The 19,503-nt window shown below is 69.9% G+C and carries 19 protein-coding genes; 13 read left to right on the plus strand and 6 right to left on the minus strand.

Going from position 1 to position 19,503, the window contains the following annotated elements; translation table 11 throughout:
• Positions 1 to 102: 102 nt before the first annotated feature.
• Positions 103 to 1,752: a tetratricopeptide repeat protein gene (locus RLT59_RS24905; protein WP_311305461.1), complete on the minus strand. Its 1,650-nt coding sequence runs from the start codon at positions 1,750 to 1,752 to the stop codon at positions 103 to 105.
• Between the two features lie 97 nt (positions 1,753 to 1,849).
• Between RLT59_RS24905 and RLT59_RS24910 the strand changes: the two genes are divergently transcribed.
• Complete coding sequence (locus tag RLT59_RS24910) at positions 1,850 to 3,217, plus strand: FAD-binding oxidoreductase (RefSeq protein WP_311305462.1); 1,368 nt, start codon at positions 1,850 to 1,852, stop codon at positions 3,215 to 3,217.
• A gap of 44 nt (positions 3,218 to 3,261) precedes the next feature.
• Here the strand turns inward: RLT59_RS24910 and RLT59_RS24915 are convergent, their stop codons facing one another.
• Entirely contained in the window at positions 3,262 to 3,738 is a 477-nt protein-coding gene (locus RLT59_RS24915) for an SsgA family sporulation/cell division regulator (RefSeq protein ID WP_311305463.1), read from the minus strand.
• Between the two features lie 209 nt (positions 3,739 to 3,947).
• Here RLT59_RS24915 and RLT59_RS24920 point away from each other — a divergent pair, with 209 nt between their 5' ends.
• The gene (locus RLT59_RS24920) at positions 3,948 to 5,492 is read left to right on the plus strand and encodes an RDD family protein (RefSeq protein ID WP_311305464.1); all 1,545 of its coding nucleotides are present in this window, start codon (positions 3,948 to 3,950) and stop codon (positions 5,490 to 5,492) included.
• Between the two features lie 127 nt (positions 5,493 to 5,619).
• Complete coding sequence (locus tag RLT59_RS24925) at positions 5,620 to 6,291, plus strand: RDD family protein (RefSeq protein WP_311305465.1); 672 nt, start codon at positions 5,620 to 5,622, stop codon at positions 6,289 to 6,291.
• A gap of 31 nt (positions 6,292 to 6,322) precedes the next feature.
• Here the strand turns inward: RLT59_RS24925 and RLT59_RS24930 are convergent, their stop codons facing one another.
• Positions 6,323 to 6,655, minus strand: a complete 333-nt coding sequence (locus tag RLT59_RS24930) for a hypothetical protein (RefSeq protein ID WP_311305466.1) — start codon at positions 6,653 to 6,655, stop codon at positions 6,323 to 6,325.
• Positions 6,656 to 7,024: 369 nt separating this feature from the next.
• Here RLT59_RS24930 and RLT59_RS24935 point away from each other — a divergent pair, with 369 nt between their 5' ends.
• Positions 7,025 to 9,424: an immune inhibitor A domain-containing protein gene (locus RLT59_RS24935; RefSeq protein WP_311305467.1), complete on the plus strand. Its 2,400-nt coding sequence runs from the start codon at positions 7,025 to 7,027 to the stop codon at positions 9,422 to 9,424.
• Between the two features lie 124 nt (positions 9,425 to 9,548).
• On the plus strand, positions 9,549 to 9,887 hold the full coding sequence (locus tag RLT59_RS24940; RefSeq protein ID WP_311305468.1) for a hypothetical protein: 339 nt from the start codon (positions 9,549 to 9,551) through the stop codon (positions 9,885 to 9,887).
• 9 nt (positions 9,888 to 9,896) lie between these two features.
• On the opposite strand, the gene RLT59_RS24945 is transcribed toward RLT59_RS24940, so the two are convergent.
• A complete protein-coding gene (locus RLT59_RS24945; RefSeq protein WP_311305469.1) occupies positions 9,897 to 10,481 on the minus strand; it encodes an isochorismatase family protein in 585 nt (194 codons plus the stop codon).
• A 124-nt stretch (positions 10,482 to 10,605) separates the two neighbouring features.
• Positions 10,606 to 11,934: a nicotinate phosphoribosyltransferase gene (locus tag RLT59_RS24950; RefSeq protein ID WP_311305470.1), complete on the minus strand. Its 1,329-nt coding sequence runs from the start codon at positions 11,932 to 11,934 to the stop codon at positions 10,606 to 10,608.
• A 111-nt stretch (positions 11,935 to 12,045) separates the two neighbouring features.
• On the opposite strand from RLT59_RS24950, the gene clpS reads away from it, so the two are divergent.
• From clpS to RLT59_RS24990, 8 genes are all read left to right on the plus strand, one after another.
• Positions 12,046 to 12,351, plus strand: a complete 306-nt coding sequence (gene clpS, locus RLT59_RS24955; protein ID WP_311305471.1) for an ATP-dependent Clp protease adapter ClpS — start codon at positions 12,046 to 12,048, stop codon at positions 12,349 to 12,351.
• 65 nt (positions 12,352 to 12,416) lie between these two features.
• Positions 12,417 to 13,001 carry a DUF2017 domain-containing protein gene (locus RLT59_RS24960; RefSeq protein WP_311305472.1) on the plus strand — a complete coding sequence of 195 codons (585 nt, stop codon included), beginning with the start codon at positions 12,417 to 12,419 and terminating at the stop codon, positions 12,999 to 13,001.
• A 316-nt stretch (positions 13,002 to 13,317) separates the two neighbouring features.
• Positions 13,318 to 14,751 (plus strand): amino acid permease, encoded by a 1,434-nt coding sequence (locus tag RLT59_RS24965; protein WP_311305473.1) that lies wholly within the window; start codon positions 13,318 to 13,320, stop codon positions 14,749 to 14,751.
• Between the two features lie 92 nt (positions 14,752 to 14,843).
• Entirely contained in the window at positions 14,844 to 15,275 is a 432-nt protein-coding gene (locus RLT59_RS24970) for a M67 family metallopeptidase (RefSeq protein ID WP_024489648.1), read from the plus strand.
• A gap of 134 nt (positions 15,276 to 15,409) precedes the next feature.
• The gene (locus RLT59_RS24975) at positions 15,410 to 15,535 is read left to right on the plus strand and encodes a putative leader peptide (protein ID WP_311305474.1); all 126 of its coding nucleotides are present in this window, start codon (positions 15,410 to 15,412) and stop codon (positions 15,533 to 15,535) included.
• A 158-nt stretch (positions 15,536 to 15,693) separates the two neighbouring features.
• Complete coding sequence (locus RLT59_RS24980) at positions 15,694 to 15,972, plus strand: MoaD/ThiS family protein (protein ID WP_311305475.1); 279 nt, start codon at positions 15,694 to 15,696, stop codon at positions 15,970 to 15,972.
• Positions 15,972 to 16,922: a PLP-dependent cysteine synthase family protein gene (locus tag RLT59_RS24985; RefSeq protein WP_311305476.1), complete on the plus strand. Its 951-nt coding sequence runs from the start codon at positions 15,972 to 15,974 to the stop codon at positions 16,920 to 16,922. Before RLT59_RS24980 ends, RLT59_RS24985 begins: the two co-directional genes overlap by 1 nt.
• A gap of 274 nt (positions 16,923 to 17,196) precedes the next feature.
• Complete coding sequence (locus RLT59_RS24990; protein WP_311305477.1) at positions 17,197 to 17,949, plus strand: MBL fold metallo-hydrolase; 753 nt, start codon at positions 17,197 to 17,199, stop codon at positions 17,947 to 17,949.
• 79 nt (positions 17,950 to 18,028) lie between these two features.
• On the opposite strand, the gene RLT59_RS24995 is transcribed toward RLT59_RS24990, so the two are convergent.
• Positions 18,029 to 19,279, minus strand: a complete 1,251-nt coding sequence (locus RLT59_RS24995) for a PTS transporter subunit EIIC (protein WP_311305478.1) — start codon at positions 19,277 to 19,279, stop codon at positions 18,029 to 18,031.
• Between the last annotated feature and the right edge of the window lie 224 nt (positions 19,280 to 19,503).

Below are 19,503 nucleotides of genomic sequence, written 5' to 3' on the forward strand. Positions count from 1 at the left end.
ATGATAGGGGCCGAGAGCGGCGCAGCTGCTGGTCGAGGCGGGCGGGCGGTTAAGTGGGCCGGACCGTCCGCGCCGCCTCGGTAGGGGTGACCTTCCCGGACGTCAGTGGCCCGACGACGCCCCCGCCGCGCCCTGCTTCGGGGGCGCGGGGGACGGGGCCGGTGCCTGCGAAGGGGCCGGGGCCTGCGGCGGGTCGGTTCGCTGCGGGGCCGGGGCCTGCTGCGGGGCCGGAGGGGGTGCGGGCTGCATGTCCTGGGGGCCGCCCGCCGGGGGCTGGCCCATGGTGTCCAGGGCCTCCTGCGCGTTCGGGGCGTCCAGGGGCGAGAACTGCGGGTTGGTGCGCAGCGCGTCCTCCAGGTTGCGGCGGGCCGGGCCGAAGTCGCTCAGCCCGCGCTGGACCATGCCCAGGTGGTACGCGTACGAGGCGTTCTGGCCGCCCGTGTCGACCGCCTTCCGCGCGTACTCCAAAGCCGAGTCCGAATAGCCCGAGCGGTGCAGCGCCCAGCCCAGCGCGTCCGCCACCGCCGCGCTGCGGTGCCCGAGGTCCCACTCCGCGCGCAGCTGCTCCACCGCCGCGTCCGCGTCACCGTGGGCGGCCTCGAAGCGGCCGAGGAGCAGGGCCTCGTCCACGCCCTGGGTCCCGGCCCGGGACAGCGCCTTGCGCAGCCGGGTGTACTGGCTGACGGAGTCGCCGTCCAGGCCCAGCGACTCGTACAGCTCGCCCAGCTCAAGCATGTATTCGGGCCGGGGGGACTTGGCCAGTGCGGCCTGGTAGTCCCGCTGGGCCTCGTCCGTGCGGCCGAGGGCCGCCAGCGCACGGGCGCGGCCCGCGAGGGAGGCGTGGTGAGCGCGGTCGGTGCGCAGGGCCGCCCCGTACTGGGCCACGGCCTCCTCCGGTTCGCCCCGCTCCCAGGCCAGATCGCCCAGCCGGGAGAGGCAGGCCGCCTTCTCCGCAGGTGTCTTCGCCCGGTTCGCGGCGTCCTGGGCGGTGGCGAGCGCGTCCTCGCGCCAGCCCCGGTCGCGGTACATCTCCGCGGTCCGGCCCAGCGACGGGACGCCCGCCCGCAGCGCCGCGTACTTCTCCACCGCCGCGGTCGACGACTTGAGGTCACCGAGGCCGTTGTACGCGTCGATCAGCTCCGGGTACACCGCCCACTGCTTCGGCTGTCGGCGCCGTACCGTCTCGCCCCACTTCTTCGCCGTCACGTAGTCGTGCCGGGCATTGGCGAGCGAGGCGAGGCCGACCCAGGCCGCCTCGTTCCCCCGGTCGCCCGGCCGCACGTTCAGCGACCGCTTCAGCGCCTGCTCGGCGCGGGTGTAGTACGCCGCGTCCGCCGACCGCCGCCCCCACTCCACGTACGCGGACCCGAGCTCCGCCCACGACCGCGCGTCCGAGGGGTGGGTGCCCACCCACGCCTGCCGGTCCCCGATCAGCGCCGTCAGATCGGAGAGCGAGGCGGGGGAGCCGGCCGCCGTCGCGGTCATCGCCCGGGAGACCGGACCGGACACCGGCGGCGCCGCGTCCTTGTCCTCGTCCGGCACGGCGACCACCGCACCCGTCACCAGCACCGCACCCGCCACCGCGCCGAACGCGGCCCGGCGCAGCGTCGTGCGCAGCGAGGCGGGTGGCGGCTCGGCCAGGGACGCGAGGGCCGGAGGGGATTCGCAGGGTGGGGCGTAGGCGGTGTCCGGGGTCTCGGGGGAGTGGTCCGGCCCGGGGGCCGCCGGGGGCTGCTGCGGAGTGACGTCCATGCCGATCACTCTGCGTCAGTACGAAGATCGCACCGCGTCTTGGGATGGCAGGCGCTTACGGGTTCACACCAATGGGCCCGGATGCGAGTCTTGGATCATGGACGATCTTCTCGAACTACTGCGTGCGGGGCTCCCGGCCGAGGCCCTGATCACCGACCCGGACATCACCGCCTCCTACGCCAACGACATGGCGAGTTTCTGCGAGGCGGGCACCCCGGCCGTCGTCGCGCTCCCACGCAACGTCGAGCAGGTCCAGCACATCATGCGCACCGCCACGGCTCTGCGCGTCCCGGTCGTCCCGCAGGGGGCCCGCACGGGCCTGTCGGGCGCCGCCAACGCCTCCGACGGCTGCATCGTGCTCTCCCTGACCAAGATGGACCGCATCCTGGAGATCAGCCCCGTCGACCGGATCGCCGTGGTGGAGCCGGGTGTCATCAACGCGGTGCTGTCCCGCGCGGTCGACGAGCACGGGCTGTACTACCCGCCGGACCCCTCCAGCTGGGAGATGTGCACCATCGGCGGCAACATCGGGACCGCCTCCGGCGGACTGTGCTGCGTCAAGTACGGGGTCACCGCCGAATACGTCCTCGGCCTGGACGTCGTCCTCGCGGACGGACGCCTCCTCAGCACCGGCCGCCGCACCGCGAAGGGCGTCGCCGGATACGACCTCACCCGGCTCCTCGTCGGCTCCGAGGGCAGCCTCGGGATCGTCGTCAAGGCAGTGCTCGCGCTCAAGCCGAAGCCGCCCCGGCAGCTCGCGCTGGCCGCCGAGTTCCCCAGCGCGGCCAGTGCCTGCGACGCGATCTGCGCGATCATGGAGCGGGGGCACACCCCGTCACTCCTCGAACTGATGGACCGTACGACAGTCCGAGCCGTCAACAAGATGGCGAACATGGGCCTCCCCGACTCCACGGAGGCGCTCCTGCTCGCCGCCTTCGACACGCCGGACCCGGCCGCCGATCTGGCCGCCGTCGCGGAACTCTGCACAGCCGCCGGCGCCACCGAGGTCGTCCCCGCGGAGGACGCGGCCGAATCCGAAATGCTGCTCCAGGCCCGGCGGATGTCGCTCACCGCGCTGGAGACCGTCAAGTCCGCCACGATGATCGACGACGTGTGCGTACCGCGCTCCAAGCTCGGCGCCATGCTGGAGGGCACCGCCGCCGTCGCGGAGAAGTACGGCCTCACCATCGGCGTCTGCGCCCACGCGGGCGACGGCAACACCCACCCCGTCGTCTGCTTCGACCACACCGACGCCGACGAGTCCCGGCGGGCCCGCGAGTCCTTCGACGAGATCATGGCGCTCGGCCTCGAACTCGGCGGCACGATCACCGGCGAACACGGCGTCGGCGTACTCAAGAAGGAGTGGCTCGCCCGGGAACTCGGCGAGGTGAGCGTGGAACTGCACCGGGGCATCAAGCAGGCCTTCGACCCGCTGGGGCTGCTCAACCCGGGCAAGGTGTTCTGACACCCCGCCAAGCTGTTCCGACCGGCGTCCCGCGCCGCGCCCGCTCAACTCTCGCCGTCCTGCGCGTCGTCCGACGGCCAGGGATCGCTCATCCACAGGTCGTCGGCCGGCAGCGGCGCCAGCAGTTCCGCGAGGCCCTCGTCGATACCGAGCCGCTCGGACTCCGTGCCCGGCGGCACCACCCGCAGCGTCCGCTCGACCCAGGCGGCCACGGCGGCGGACGGCATCTCAAGCAGGGCGTTGCCGTCCGGCGAGGTCAGCGCCACACAGATGACGGAGCGTCCGTCGACCTTGGTCGGCCAGATCCGTACGTCCCCGTGCCCGCATGGCCGGAACACCCCCTCCACCAGCAGTTCGCGGGCGAACGTCCAGTACACGGGGGCGTCCGAGCCGATGTGGAAGGTGATGTGCACGGCGTACGGGTCCTCGGTCCGATACGTCAGCCGGGCGGGCACCGGGATGCTGCGCTCGGGCGACAGGACCAGCTTGAGATCCAGCTCGCGTTCCACGACGGTGTGCATGAGGCGTCCCTTCGATACCTGTGAGCCGGTTCCGCGACCGGCCTTCACAGGGAGAGAGCGCCCTGCCCGCCATCCATTACGCGACTTCGGGGAAAAAGATTGGCGTGACCGGAAAGTGGCCCAAACCCCCGGACCGGCACGGGGGTACGCGGGTGTCTGGTAGATGTGGACCCTTGTACTGAGACTCGAAGAGATACGGGACCACGGTGATGAGCGCCCCAACCCCGGCACCCGGTGACGAAAGCCCCCGCGAGGGGTACTACCCCGATCCGTCCATTCCCGGATACGTTCGGTACTGGAACGGCGCCTCCTGGGTGCCCGGCACGAGCAGGCCCGCCCCGCAGAGCGGCGAGTCGATGCCCTCGGTACCCGACCCGGAGCCGGCCGAACCGCACCGGCCCGCCCCCGCGCCGGTGGACGAGACCGGTCCGATGTTCTTCGACGAGGAGCCGCTGGACGACGTCCGCTCCGAGCCCTCGCCCGCCTGGCAGGCCGACGTCTCCCGGCAGAACGGCTTCGGCGGCGAGCACGACCGCCGGGTCTCCTGGGGCGGCCGGCCCGGCCCGCAGCCCGTGCAGCCTGCACCGGGGCCCGATCCGCGTACGGCCGAGGGCGATTCCCCGGCGGCCGACACGCCCGGGGACCGCTCCCCGGTGCTGCGTTCCTCCGGTGACCGCTCGCCCGCCGTCCGGCGGGGCGCCGAACTCGCTCCGGTGGACCCGCGCCTGCCCGTGCCGCCGGGCCGGGAGACGGCCCCGAGCCCGGCCCCGGCTCCCGACCCCGCCGCCGGTGCGCTGCCGGGCATGCGGGACGGCGGTGACCGGGCGGAGAACACCGTCGCCATCCGGGTCGCTCGGTCCGGACGCTCAGGCCGGTCCGGGGGCTCCGCCGACTCCGGCGGCGGCGACCGCGACGGGCAGGAGCCGTCCGCCGAGGGCACGATGACGATCCGGGCGATCGGCCCGGCCGTTCCGGCCGCCCCACAGGCCGCCGCGCTTGGCCCCGCGCAGCAACAAGGGCCCGCGTTCCCTCAGCAGGCTCAGGCACTCCAGCAGGCTCAGGCACCTCAACAGGCTCAGACAGCCCGGCAGATTCAAGCGCCTCAGCAGGCCCGCCAGCCTCAGCAGGCCGAACAGACCCACCGGCCCCAGCAAGCTCAGCAGCCCCCGCTGGCCCAGGCGCCCCACCAGGCTCAGGGGCCCGATCAGCCCGTCGTGCCCTGGAAGCCTCCGGTGAACGACCACTTCCAGCAGCTGGCGGCGGCTCAGTCGGCCGCCCGTCCGGCCGCGCTCGGCAAGAGGTTCGCCGCCCGGCTCATCGACACCGTCGTGCTCGGCGCGCTCGTCGGCGCCGTCGCCTTCCCCCTCGCGACCCGGGCCGCGGACCACATCAACGAGAAGATCGACGCGGCCAAGCTGTCCGGTGAGACGGTCACCGTCTGGCTGCTGGACTCCACCACCGCCGGACTGGCCGCCGGGGTCCTCGTCGCGTTCCTGGTGCTGGGCGTCCTCCTGGAGGCGCTGCCGACCGCGAAGTGGGGCCGTACGCTCGGCAAGAAGCTCTGCGGACTCGGCGTACGGGATATCGAGTCCGGCTCCTCGCCCACCTTCGGTGCCGCCCTGCGCCGCTGGCTCGTCTACGGCGTGCTGGGCCTCCTGGCGGTCGGCGTGCTCAACGTGCTGTGGTGCTTGATCGACCGGCCGTGGCGGCAGTGCTGGCACGACAAGGCGGCCCGCACCTTCGTGGCCGGCTGAGAAAGCCGCACGGCGGAGGAACCCGCACGGCTGACGGCTCATCGGGTGATGGGCCGTCGGGTGGTCCCGTTCCCCCGAAAGCACCTCAGCCGTTGCGGGCGCCCGTGCGGCGGGGTGCACTGCCCCCATGAGCAACGATCAGCCGACGTCCGGCCAGCCGCCAGAGGACGACCCGTTCCTCAAGAAGCCGCACGAGCCCCAGCCGCCGTCGGGCTCGCCCTACGACAGCGCGCCGCCGCCTCCGCCGTACGACCCCGGCCCCTACGGCGGAGGTCAGTTCGGGGGCGCGGACCCGCTGGCGGGGATGCCGCCGCTCGCCGAGCCCGGCAAGCGCATCCTGGCCAGGCTGATCGACTTCCTGATCATCTCGATCCCGCTGTACCTGATCTCACTGCCCTGGGGCGGCGCGGTGGAGGTGTCGAACGACAACAACGGGAACGACGACGTCGGTGACATCTTCGCCCAGACGTACAGCGGCCATCAGCTGATCTGGTCGCTGATCGGACTGGTGATCTATGTCGGGTACGACACGTACTTCACGCACAAGGACGGCCGCACCCCCGGCAAGCGGCTGCTGAAGCTGCGGGTCGCGATGCTCAACGACGGCAGCGTGCCGGACACCGGGAGCTCCTTCCTGCGGGCCGTGGTGCTGTGGCTTCCGGCGCTGCTGTGCTGCCCCTGCCTGTGGTGGCTGATCAACATCGTGCTGATGTTCACGGACAAGCCGTACCGGCAGGCACTGCAGGACAAGGCGGGCAAGACGGTGGTGGTGACCACCAACGGCCGCAACACGGCCTGAGGCAGCCGGGGCACGGCCTGGGCGGACGCGGTCAGTGCCGCAGGGAGTGCTCGCCCACCCGGGCGGAGGCGGAGGTGCGCGCGGCCGGGATCGTGCGCTGTACCTGGCCCACGGCGCGGTCCCCGGTCTCGTGGGCGGGGCGGGCGTCCTGGTGCGCGGAGACCGCGGCCCCGGTGGACTGCGTCCGGCGGCGCGCCGGCGCGGGCACGGTGACGGCCACCAGCAGGCCGAGCGCGAGCCCGGCCGCGGCGATCACGACGATGCCCAGGTCCGAACTCGTCCGGAACAGCAGCAGCATGGCGAGGGTCGAGAAGACAACGGTGACCGAACCGTAGGAGAGCTGTGCGGCAGTAGGACGCGGCATGGCGTTATCCGTCCTCGGGGCGTCGGATGGGCGGTCTCTCAACACGGTCGCACTGTCAAGCGACTCTACGACGGTGGATGCCCTCGCGGAACGGGTAGTAAGCATGACCTAACCCACAGTGCCGGTGCACGGGGGGCGCACGGAGTCATTCTCTGTGTCAATCACGTTTCACGGCGCGCCGGTTGAGTGTGACGTGGTCGTCCGGATAGCGGAAATGTGCTCCTGCATAGTGCACGTGGTCTGTTCAAGTCAAGGTCTGTCTTTTCTCTCGTAACTCCGGTCGAATGTCGTCACTTGTGACGCGTTTCCGCGCGCGGCCCCCTCACACCCCCAGGCCGCAGTCGCGGGCGCCGGGGAGGACTGCATCACGTGATCATTAACAGACGGGCGCTTCGCACCGGAGCGGTTGTCGTGGCCATGGCCGCGACCGCCGCCACCGCATCCGCCTTCGCCACCGCTCAGGCTGATGACAGAGCGTCAGGCACCGCTGCCTCCGCTGTCGACCGCCGGGACCCGGGGTCGAACGAGGGCAACGCGCACAACCTGGAAGGCCCGTTCAGCAAGCAGCAGGACGCCCAGCGTCAGGCCGCCCTTGAGCAGGTCATATCCGGCGACAAGAAGGTGTCGACGCGCAGCGGCTCCAAGGTCGTCAAGCTCGACGACAAGAAGTACGTCGAGCTCGGCCGCGAGAAGACCGACAAGATCTTCACCATCCTGGTGGAGTTCGGCGACAAGGTCGACAACACGACCATGTACGACCCGGACGGCGACGGCCCCAAGCCCGCCGTCCCGAAGTACGGCGGCACGCCCGGACCGGCGCACAACAAGATAGCCAAGCCGGACCCCAAGAAGGACAACAGCACCGCCTGGCAGGCCGATTACAACCAGGCCCACTTCCAGGACCTGTACTTCGGCACGGGCACCGGCAAGAACTCGCTCAAGACGTACTACGAGAAGACGTCCTCCGGGCGCTACTCGGTGGACGGCGAGGTCTCCGACTGGGTCAAGGTCCCCTACAACGAGGCCCGCTACGGCTCGAACTGGTGCGGTTCGACCAACTGCGCCAACGCCTGGGACATGATCAAGGACGGCACCAACGCCTGGGCCGCCGACCAGAAGGCCAAGGGCCGTACGCCGGAGCAGATCAAGACGGATCTCGCCCAGTACGACCAGTGGGACCGTTACGACTTCGACGGTGACGGCAACTTCAACGAGCCCGACGGCTACATCGACCACTTCCAGATCGTGCACGCCGGCGAGGACGAGTCCGCCGGCGGCGGCGTCGAGGGCACCAACGCCATCTGGGCGCACCGCTGGTACGCCTACGGCACGGACGCCGGTGCGACCGGCCCGGCCGAGAACAAGGCCGGCGGCACCCAGATCGGTGACACCGGCATCTGGGTCGGTGACTACACCGCGCAGCCCGAGAACGGCGGCCTGGGCGTCTTCGCCCACGAGTACGGCCACGACCTCGGTCTGCCGGACCTCTACGACACGACCAACACCGCCGAGAACTCGGTCGGTTTCTGGTCCCTGATGTCGGCCGGCTCCTGGCTCGGCACCGGTAAGAACAGCATCGGTGACCTGCCCGGCGACATGACCGCCTGGGACAAGCTCCAGCTGGGCTGGCTCAACTACGCCGAGGCGAAGGCCGCGACGAAGTCCACCCACAAGCTGGGCGTCTCGGAGTACAACACCAAGGACAAGCAGGCGCTCGTCGTCACGCTGCCCGACAAGGCCGTCACCACCGATGTCACGGCGCCCGCGGAGGGTGCCAAGCAGTGGTGGAGCGACATGGGTGACAACCTCAACAACACCCTGTCCCGCCCGGTCGACCTCACCGGCAAGTCCAAGGCCTCCCTCGACCTCGCCGGCTGGTGGGACATCGAGGCGGACTACGACTACCTCTACACCGAGGTCTCCGACAACGGCGGCACCAGCTGGACCGCGATCGACGGCACCGCCGACGGCAAGGCGATCCCGCGCGACGCCAGTGACAAGCCGGCCCTGACCGACGTCTCCGGCAAGTACCAGAAGCTCTCGTACCCGCTGGACGCCTACGCGGGCAAGAAGATCGACATCCGCTTCCGCTACGCCACCGACGGCGGCGCGGGCGGTGTGGGCTTCGCGGCCGACACCATCGTGGTCAACGCCGACGGTGCCGCGCTCTTCACGGACAACGCCGAGGGCGACGACAACGGCTGGACCGCCAAGGGCTTCTCGCGGGTCGGCGAGTCGTTCACCAAGGACTACCCGCAGTACTACCTCGCGGAGAACCGCCAGTACGTCAGCTACGACCAGACCCTCAAGGTCGGCCCGTACAACTTCGGCTTCGCGAACACCCGTCCGGACTGGGTCGAGCACTTCCCGTACCAGAACGGTCTGCTCGTCTGGCTGTGGGACACCTCGCAGAAGGACAACAACGTCTCGGTCCACCCGGGCAAGGGCCTGATCCTGCCGGTCGACGCGCACGCCAAGCCGCTGAAGTGGGCGGACGGCACGGTCATCCGTAACAAGATCCAGCCCTTCGACGCACCGTTCAGCTGGTACCCCACCGATGGATTCACGCTCCACAACGGTGACGTGGCCACGAGGATCAAGCCGAAGCTCGGCATGCCGGTCTTTGACGACCACAGGGGAACCTACTGGTACAAGGAGAACAAGACCGGAAGCGTGCAGGTCGCTGACACCAACACCCGGATCACGATCATCAGCGAGCCGCTCAGCGGCTCCACGATGACCGTCCGGGTGGGCGCCTCGCACAAGTAATCCGGTAACACCGCAGGTCAGAGCATGATCGGCCGTCGCCCTCTAGCGGGCGGCGGCCGATCGTGTTTAGGTGCCTCTTGTTCTGTTCCTTATTGACACGATGTCTCGCGGGGGAGTGCGGAGTATGGCCGGCGGAGGATTCAGCAAGTTGCCGAACGGGAGCGTGGTCGTCGCGATCACGCTGTCGAGCCCGGCGCAGAGTGTGGGGCCGGACACCCCGGTCCGCGTCCTGGTGCACGCGCCGAACCGGGCCCGCGCACTGACCCGGCTGCGCAATCTGGGCCTGCGCGCCGTCTACCTCCGAGGCAACGCGGAACCGCCCACCCCGGACGAGATCACCGCCGTTTTGCACCACCCCGACGGCGTGCTGTGGCGAGCGAGACCCGAGCGGGCCCAGGAACTCTGGCACCCGATCCGGGCGCTCCTGAGGCCCGCCCTGCCGGCCCGGCAGACGGCAGTTTGAAGACAGGCCCTAGACCACAGGCTTGCCGGCGAGCACCACGCCCGCCTCCCGCAGCTCCGTCAGCGCCCGGTCCGTGGTCGCCTCCGCGACGCCCGCGGTCAGATCAAGGAGCACGTGCGTGCCGAAGCCCTCCCGTACGGCGTCCAGCGCGGTGGCCCGGACGCAGTGGTCGGTGGCGATACCGACGACGTCGACCGATCCCACCCCCCGGTCGCGCAGCCACTCGGCCAGCCCCACTCCGTTCTCGTCCAGCCCCTCGAAGCCGCTGTACGCCGCGGCGTACGCCCCTTTGTCGAAGACCGCGTCGATCGCCCCGGAGGCGACCGCGGGTGCGAAATTGGGGTGGAAGCCCACCCCCTCCGTACCGGCCACGCAGTGCGGCGGCCAGGAGTGCTCGAAGTCCGGCGCCGAGGAGAAGTGGGCGCCGGGGTCGATGTGGTGATCACGGGTGGCGACCACGTGCCGGTAGCCGGGCTGGGCCTCGCCGATCAGGTCCGTGATGGCGGCGGCGACATCGGCACCCCCCGCCACCGCGAGGCTCCCGCCCTCACAGAAGTCGTTCTGAACGTCCACGACGATCAAGGCGCGGTGCATGGCGGGTGTCCTTAGGTGGGGGAAGCGGAAAGGGCGGCGGTTACGGGGGAGGCGGACCAGCGGTGGTTACGGGGATGGCCCCGAGCCTAGAGACTCGGGGCCCACAATCAAGCCCGGCCGCGCCTCATACGTACTCGGTGGGAAGAACCGGCTCGCCCCGCGACAGCTGCATCGCGGACATCGGCAGCCCCGCCCGCGCCGCGATGTGCCGCTCCCGGGCCGCGTCCAACGGCTCCCGGGCGACCACCTCGCCGCCCCGGACCAGCTCCACCAGCAGCTGCCGCTCTGCCAGCTCCGGCGGCACCGGGCCGGTGCCGATCACCTCGGCCTCGGCCACGCCGTCCTCGTCCAGCCGGCGCGCCGCCCACTTGCGGCCCCCGATGGAGGTCTTCGCGCCGAGCGACTTCTTCGCCACCGGACGCAGCGGGTCCGCCGGATCGGCCGAGGCCGCGCGTGCCACCAGCTTGTAGACCATCGAGCAGGTGGGCTGCCCGCTGCCGGTCACCAGCTGCGTGCCCACCCCGTACGCGTCCACCGGAGCGGCGGCCAGCGAGGCGATGGCGTACTCGTCCAGGTCCGAGGTCACCACGATCTTCGTCTCCGTCGCGCCCAGCTCGTCCAGCTGCTGGCGCACCCGGTGCGCGACCAGCAGCAGATCGCCGGAGTCGATCCGGACGGCGCCCAGCTCGGTCCCGGCGACCTCGACCGCCGTACGGACCGCCGCCGTCACGTCGTACGTGTCGACCAGCAGCGTCGTATCGCGCCCCAGCGAGTCGACCTGGGCCCGGAACGCGTCGCGCTCGGAGTCGTGCAGCAGGGTGAAGGCGTGGGCGCTCGTCCCGACGGTCGGGATGTTGTAGCGGAAGCCCGCGGCCAGGTCGGAGGTGGTGTCGAAGCCGCCGATGTACGCCGCGCGGGCCGAGGCCACCGCCGACAGCTCATGGGTGCGCCGGGCGCCCATCTCGATCAGCCCGCGGCCGCCCGCAGCCGACGACATGCGCGAGGCCGCGGCGGCGATCGCGGAGTCGTGGTTGAGGATCGACAGGATCACCGTCTCCAGCAGCACACACTCCGCGAAGGAGCCCTCGGCCCGCAGGATCGGTGAGCCGGGGAAGTACACCTCGCCCTCCGGGTAGCCCCAGATGTCCCCGCTGAAGCGGAAATCGGCCAGGTAGTCGAGCGTCGGGGCGTCGACCACGTGCTGGTCGCGCAGGAAGGCGAGCATCTCGTCGTCGAAGTGGAAGTTCTCGACCGCGTCCAGTACCCGCCCGGTGCCCGCGACGACGCCGTAGCGCCGCCCCTCGGGCAGCCGGCGGGTGAACGCCTCGAAGACCGAGCGCCGGTCGGCGGTGCCGGCCTTCAGCGCGGCCTGCACCATCGTGAGCTCGTACTGGTCGGTGAAGAGCGCTGTCGAGGGCACACCGACCCGTCGCCCAAGGTCCGCAGAGTTCATGCCGGGGATGCTACCCCTATTTCGTCAAAGTGACGAGATGGGGGTGGTGGGCCTGGCGCGGTGCCGGGCCCGTTTGTGCGATGCCCCCTCCCGAGTGGCAGCATGGGGTAGGTGAGCGTCGCCCCCGTAGAGATCGAACGTCCCGAATCGGCCGAGGAGAACCTCGTTGCCCCCGAGCCCGACGTCCCCTGGGTGACGCTGGTCCACAACGACCCGGTCAACCTCATGAGCTACGTCACCTATGTCTTCCAGGCCTACTTCGGCTATTCGAAGGACAAGGCCCACAAGCTCATGCTCGACGTCCACCAGAAGGGCCGCGCCGTCGTCTCCAGCGGAAGCCGCGAGGAGATGGAGCGCGACGTCCAGGCGATGCACGGTTACGGGCTCTGGGCCACACTCACCCAGGACCGCAACTAGCACCGCGGCACCCCTCGCCCCGCCCTGTCCCGCCCCGCACGCCCGACCACCATCGGAGAAAACCCATGGCCGGCCACTTCGAGGCCACCCCCGGCGGCGGCGCGGCCGTCGCGCTCGACGAGGTGGAGGTCGCGATCCTGCGCTCCCTCGCCGTCCAGCTGCTGGAGCTCATCGGCCCCGGCGACGAACCCGTCGAGGGCGAGGACCCGCTCGCCGCGCTCTTCGCCGAGGGCCCCAGCGAGCCGCCCGGCGACCCCGCCCTGGCCCGTCTCTTCCCCGAGGCCTACGGCGACGAGGACGACGAACTGCGCGCCGCCTCCGCCGAGTTCCGCCGCTTCACCGAGAACGACCTGCGCACCCGCAAGCGCGACGACGCCCTCGTGGTCGTACGCACCCTGGACGGACTCTCGCCCGTCGGGGAGGCCGTCGCCGTGCTCCGGCTCGACGCGGGCCAGTGCCGCAACTGGCTGGGGACCCTCAACGACCTGCGCCTCACCATCGGCGCCCGGCTGGAGGTCTCCGACGAGGACGGCGGCGAGGAGGGCTCGCTCTACCGGCTCCCCGACAGCGACCCGCGCAAGCCCATGGTCATGGCCTACCTCTGGCTGGGCGGCCTCCAGGAAACGCTCATCGAGACGCTGATGCCGTAACGCGAGGCCCAGGCACCGACCCGGCGCGTTCGCTCAACGGACCCTCAAATCCGAATAACGATCGCGTCACCCGATCGGCCTTTTTTGCGATGCCTGAACACCGATGTCCGCTTCTTCTTGTGGTATGCGCCACATGATGTCCGACGAGCCCCCGTGATGCCCGTGATAGATCTTCATGACCACTCGGGGACGCCACCCCTGTCCCCGACGGCGCTATCGACCGGTCACCACCGGCGGCACTCCATCCATATCCGGGGGGATCAGGACCTGATCCGCAGTCGCAAGGCGCGGATCAGCATGGAGAAAGGCGCACCACATGACATCGGCGAAGGTCGAAAAGGGACCGGAAGAGCCACCGGCCGCAGCCGCGGACACCACCTCGGCCGAGGGCTACCAGCGCGCTCTCGGAGCACGCCAGATCCAGATGATCGCCATCGGCGGGGCGATAGGCACCGGCCTCTTCCTCGGCGCGGGCAAGGCCATAGCCAAGGCCGGACCCAGCCTCATCCTGGCCTACGCGATCGCGGGCCTGGTGATCTTCTTCATCATGCGCGCCCTGGGTGAACTCCTCATGTACCGGCCGGTCGCGGGCTCCTTCTCCGAGTACGCCCGTGAATTCGTCGGGCCCTTCGCGGGCTTTGTCACCGGCTGGACGTACTGGCTGTTCTGGGTCGTCACCGGAATCACCGAAGTCACCGCGGCGGCCCAGTACATGACGTTCTGGTTCGCCATTCCGCAATGGGTCTCCGCACTGATCTTCACGGTCATTCTCTACGGCGTGAACCTCATCTCCGTGAAGCTCTTCGGTGAACTCGAATTCTGGTTCTCGATGGTCAAGGTCACCGCCATCGTCGGCATGATCCTCATCTGCGCCGGAATCCTCACCCTCGGCTTCTCCGACGCCGGCGACACCGCGTCCGTCACCCATCTCTGGGCCGACGGCGGCTTCTTCCCGCACGGCATCAAGGGCACCCTGATGACCCTGCAGATCGTGATGTTCGCCTTCCTCGCCGTCGAGCTCGTCGGCGTCACCGCGGGCGAGTCCAAGGACCCCAAGACCGTGCTGCCCAAGGCCATCAACACCGTGCCGTGGCGCATCGCCGTCTTCTACATCGGCGCGCTCGTCATGATCCTCTCGGTGGTCCCCTGGACCGCGTTCTCCCCGGACGTCTCCCCGTTCGTCGCGGCCTTCCAGAAGATGGGCCTCGGCCTCGGCGCGGGCATCGTCAACTTCGTCGTCCTGACCGCGGCGCTCTCGTCCTGCAACTCCGGCATGTACTCCACCGGCCGGATGCTGCGCGACCTCGCGCTCAACGGCCAGGGCCCGAAGGTCTTCACCCGGCTGACCAGGAGCGGCACCCCGCTCGTCGGCACCACCGTCTCGGCCGCCCTGATGCTCGTCGGCGTCTGGATCAACTACCAGTGGCCCGGCGACGCCTTCACCTACGTCGTCTCCTTCGCCACCATCTCCGGCATGTGGGCCTGGATCATGATCCTGGTCAGCCAGCTCCGCTACCGCCGCCTGGCCGACCGAGGAGTCCTCCCGCAGTCCAGCTTCCGGGCCCCCGGCGCCCCGTACACCAGCGTCTTCGCGCTCGCCTTCCTCGGACTGGTCATCGTGATGATGGGCATCGACAAGGACACCCGGATCTCGCTGTACTGCGCCCCCCTGTGGGCCCTGATCCTGGGCGTCTCCTACCTGGTGCTCAAGGCCCGCAACCCCGCGGACAAGGCCTTCACCGGCCGCTGAACCGTACGCCCGTGACCTGGGCGGTTCCACGATGCGGGCCACCGCGTACCACCCCTCGGTACGTGGTGGCCCGTCGTCCTATCCTGGGCGCCATGCTGACCATCACCCAGGCGCTGTACGACCAGATCGTCGCGCACTCCCGCGCCGACCACCCCGACGAGGCGTGCGGCGTGGTCGCCGGGCCGGCCGGGACCGGCCGCGCCGAACGCTTCATCCCCATGCTCAACGCGGCCCGCTCGCCCACGTTCTACGAATTCGACTCGGCCGACCTCCTCAAGCTCTACCGCGACATGGACGACCGCGACGAGGAGCCAGTGATCGTCTACCACTCGCACACCGCGACCGAGGCCTACCCCTCCCGCACCGACGTGACCTACGCCAACGAACCTGGCGCCCACTACGTCCTCGTATCGACCGCCGACACCGACGGGGCGGGGCCCTTCCAGTTCCGCTCGTACCGGATCGTGGACGGCGAGATCACCGAGGAGGACGTCGAGGTCATCGACGCCCACGACGCCGCCTGAGCCGGGGCCACCGGCACCCGCCGCACCGGCCGGACAGGGCCGCCACCCCGGCCCTGTCCACCTGTCGAACACCAGCCATCCACCAATTGAGATCACATTCCAGATTCCGGACCGGGAATCGATACGATGAGCCCATGGTTCTCCATGACGTGAGCGACAAGACGCCGGGCACGCTGCTCGTGGCGCGCCTGCACGTCGATCTGTGCCGGCTCTCCAGCGCGATCTGTACGAACCACCGGACCGCCGGCCGCGAGGCCTGAGCCGGGCCGGGGCAGGGCGCCGCCGGGCCGGGGCGCCACCGCACACGCACCGCCTCGCACACGTCCGGCCGCCCCACACACGTTCCACCCCCGCGCGGGGGCAGCGCCGCGTGCCCCACGCCCACCGTCACCACTCCGCTTCGACAGGAGCCCACGCCATGGCCATCGAGGTCCGCATCCCGACCATCCTCCGCACCTACACCGACGGCGCCAAGGCCGTCGAGGCCGGCGGAGCGACCCTCGCCGACCTCTTCACGGACCTGGAAGCCCGCCACACCGGCATCCGTGAGCGCATCGTCGACGGCGACCAGCTGCGCCGCTTCGTGAACGTGTACCTCAACGACGAGGACGTCCGCTTCCTCGACGGCATCTCCACCAAGCTGAGCGACGGCGACAGCGTCACCATCCTCCCGGCCGTCGCCGGCGGCATGAACTGATGCGCTACGACAGCCCGCTCGCCGCAGTGGGCAACACCCCGCTCGTCCGCCTGCCGCGGCTGTCACCGTCGGACGACGTCCGCGTCTGGGCCAAGCTGGAGGACCGCAACCCCACCGGCTCGATCAAGGACCGCCCCGCGCTCCACATGGTCGAGCAGGCCGAGAAGGACGGCCGGCTCACCCCCGGCTGCACCATCCTCGAACCCACCAGCGGCAACACCGGCATCTCGCTCGCCATGGCGGCGAAGCTCAAGGGCTACCGCATCGTCTGCGTGATGCCCGAGAACACCTCGCAGGAACGGCGCGACCTCCTCACCATGTGGGGCGCCGAGATCATCCCCTCCCCGGCGGCGGGCGGCTCCAACACCGCCGTCCGGGTCGCCAAGGAGCTGTCGGCCGAGCACCCGGACTGGGTGATGCTCTACCAGTACGGCAACCCCGACAACGCGGGCGCCCACTACGCCACCACCGGCCCGGAGATCCTCACCGACCTCCCCTCCATCACGCACTTCGTGGCGGGCCTCGGCACCACCGGCACGCTCATGGGTGTCGGCCGCTACCTGCGGGAGAACGTCGAAGGCATCAGGATCGTCGCCGCGGAGCCGCGCTACGACGACCTGGTCTACGGCCTGCGCAACCTCGACGAGGGCTTCGTCCCCGAGCTGTACGACGCCTCGGTCCTCACCACCCGCTTCTCCGTCGGCTCGGCCGACGCCGTCACCCGCACCCGCGAACTCCTCCAGCAGGAGGGGATCTTCGCGGGCGTCTCCACCGGCGCCGCGCTGCACGCCGCGATCGGCGTGGGCAACAAGGCGGTCAAGGCCGGCGAGCGCGCCGACATCGTCTTCGTCGTCGCGGACGGCGGCTGGAAGTACCTGTCGACGGGCGTCTACACCGCGCCCACCACGGAGGCGGCGATCGAAACGCTGCACGGCCAGCTCTGGGCGTAACCGTTTCCGGGGGCGCTTGCCCCCAGTACCCTCGCTTGATTTTGCCCCCGTTGCCGCACACCCGCGGCAACGGGGGCTTTTCCGTTCGCGCCGCGAAACCCAGAGCCCCGGTCACGGGCCCGCGCTTCCATCGAACCGGTGACAGCACAGGTGAGTTCCCCCACAACGGCCCGCCGCGAAGGAGCGACCAGCTCTTTCGCGCCTTACGCTCAACAAACCGCTCCACGAACCGCACGAACCCTCCCCGTTCCCACGTCTCGGAGGTTCACGCTCCATGAAGCTCACCGTCGTCGGATGCTCCGGCTCGTTCCCGTCCGCGGGATCAGCCTGTTCGAGCTACCTCGTAGAGGCCGACGGCTTCAGGCTGCTCCTCGACATGGGCAACGGCGCCCTCGGCGAGCTGCAGCGCCACGTCGGTCTCTACGACCTCGACGCCATCTTCCTCAGCCACCTCCATGCCGATCACTGCATCGACATGTGCGCGTACTTCGTCGTCCGCTACTACCCGCACGGGGGCGGACACCTGGTCCCCCTCCCGGTCTACGGCCCCGACGGCACGGAGCAGCGGCTCACCACCGCTCACGCCGACACCCCGTCCGACCACGCGATGAGCGAGGTCTTCGACTTCCACACGCTGAAGCCGGGCTCGTTCGAGATCGGCCCCTTCTCGGTGCGTACGGAGAAGCTCCGCCACCCCGTCGAGACGTTCGGCATCCGCGTCGAGCACGGCGGCCGCTCGCTCACGTACTCCGGCGACACCGGCACCTGCGAGGCCCTGGACGAGCTGGCCGAGGGCGCCGACCTCTTCCTCTGCGAGGCGTCGTTCGTCCACGGCAAGGAGGACATCCCGGACCTCCACCTCAACGGCCGCCAGGCGGGCGAGCTCGCCGCCCGCGCCGGGGTGGGGCGTCTGGTCCTCACCCACATCCCGCCGTGGACCGATGCCGCCCGCAACCTCTCCGACGCCCGCGAGGTCTTCGACGGCCCGAGCGAGCTGGCGGCACCGGGCGCGGTCTACGAGATCTGACGGAGCCCAGCGCCGTACGCACGACCGAGCCCTCACCTTCCGCCGGGAAGGTGAGGGCTCCGTCGTGTACCGACCGGGCTTACGCCTTGGTCAGGTCCTCGACCTCTTCCTCGGGCTCGCGGCCCGGGGTGGTGAGGTTGAACTTGGTGATCGCGAAGCGGAACAGCACGTAGTAGAGCGCTCCGAAGACGAGACCGATCGGGATGATCAGCCACGGCTTGGTCGCCAGGTTCCAGTTCAGCGCGTAGTCGATGAAGCCCGCGGAGAACGTGAATCCGGCGTGCACGCCGAGCGCCCAGGTGACGGCCATCGAGATGGCGGTGAGGACGGCGTGGATCGCGTAGAGCACCGGCGCGATGAACATGAACGAGAACTCGATGGGCTCGGTCACACCGGTGACGAACGAGGTCAGCGCGAGGGAGACCATCATGCCCATCACGGCCTTGCGGCGCTCGGGGCGAGCGGCGTGTGCGATGGCGATGGCGGCGGCCGGGAGGCCGAACATCATGATCGGGAAGAAGCCCGACATGAACTGACCCGAGGTCGGGTCACCGGCGAAGAAGCGGTTCAGGTCGCCGTGCACGACGGCGCCGGTGGCGTCCGTGAAGTCACCCAGCTGGAACCACGAGACCGTGTTGACGAACTGGTGCATGCCGACGGGCAGCAGCGCGCGGTTGATCAGGCCGAAGAGTCCGGCACCGAAGGAACCGAGACTGGTCATCCACTCGCCGAAGTCGGCTATGACATCGCCGATGGGCTCCCAGACCAGACCGAAGAACACACCGAAGATCACGCCGACGAAGGCCATGATGATCGGGACGAGACGGCGGCCGTTGAAGAAGCCCAGCCAGTCCACCAGCTTGGTGCGGTGGAACTTCTGCCACAGGATCGCCGTGACGAGACCCATCAGGATGCCGCCGAGGACACCGGGGTTGTTGTACGTCGCCGCGGTGTCCTCGCCCTTCTGGATCACCGCTTCGGTGATCGGGAAGGCCTTGAGGACGTTGCTGTAGACGAGGAAGCCGACGAGCGCGGCCAGCGCCGTGGAGCCGTCCGACTTCTTGGCGAACCCGATGGCGACACCGATGCAGAAGAGCATCGGAAGGTTGTCGAAGACCGCGCCGCCCGCGGTGGCGAACACCGAGGCGACCTTGTGCCAGCCGAGACCGTCGTCACCGAAGACGTCGGGCTGGCCGAGGCGGAGCAGGATGCCCGCGGCCGGCAGCACGGCGATCGGCAGCTGGAGGCTGCGCCCCACCTTCTGCAGGCCCTGGAACAGGCCGGAGCCCCGCTTCTTCGCGGGGGCCGCCGTAGCGGTGGCCGTACTCATCAACTTCCTCCAGTAGGCAAGGCGCCGCCAGGGACAGGGTTTTTGGTGGGCGACGACTCAAGAGACGCGGCAGAACGCCGCGTGGTCTGGACCACTCAGTGGTGTAGACCAGTTTTAGCACGGTGAGGGTTAGATAAGGAACCTGCAATTTGCGACTACTTCGCAGTAGCCATCGCGCACGCAACGTGACATGCCGAAGACCCCCGGACCGAGTGGTCCGGGGG

This window comes from Streptomyces sp. ITFR-6 (assembly GCF_031844725.1).
Lineage (GTDB): Bacteria > Actinomycetota > Actinomycetes > Streptomycetales > Streptomycetaceae > Streptomyces.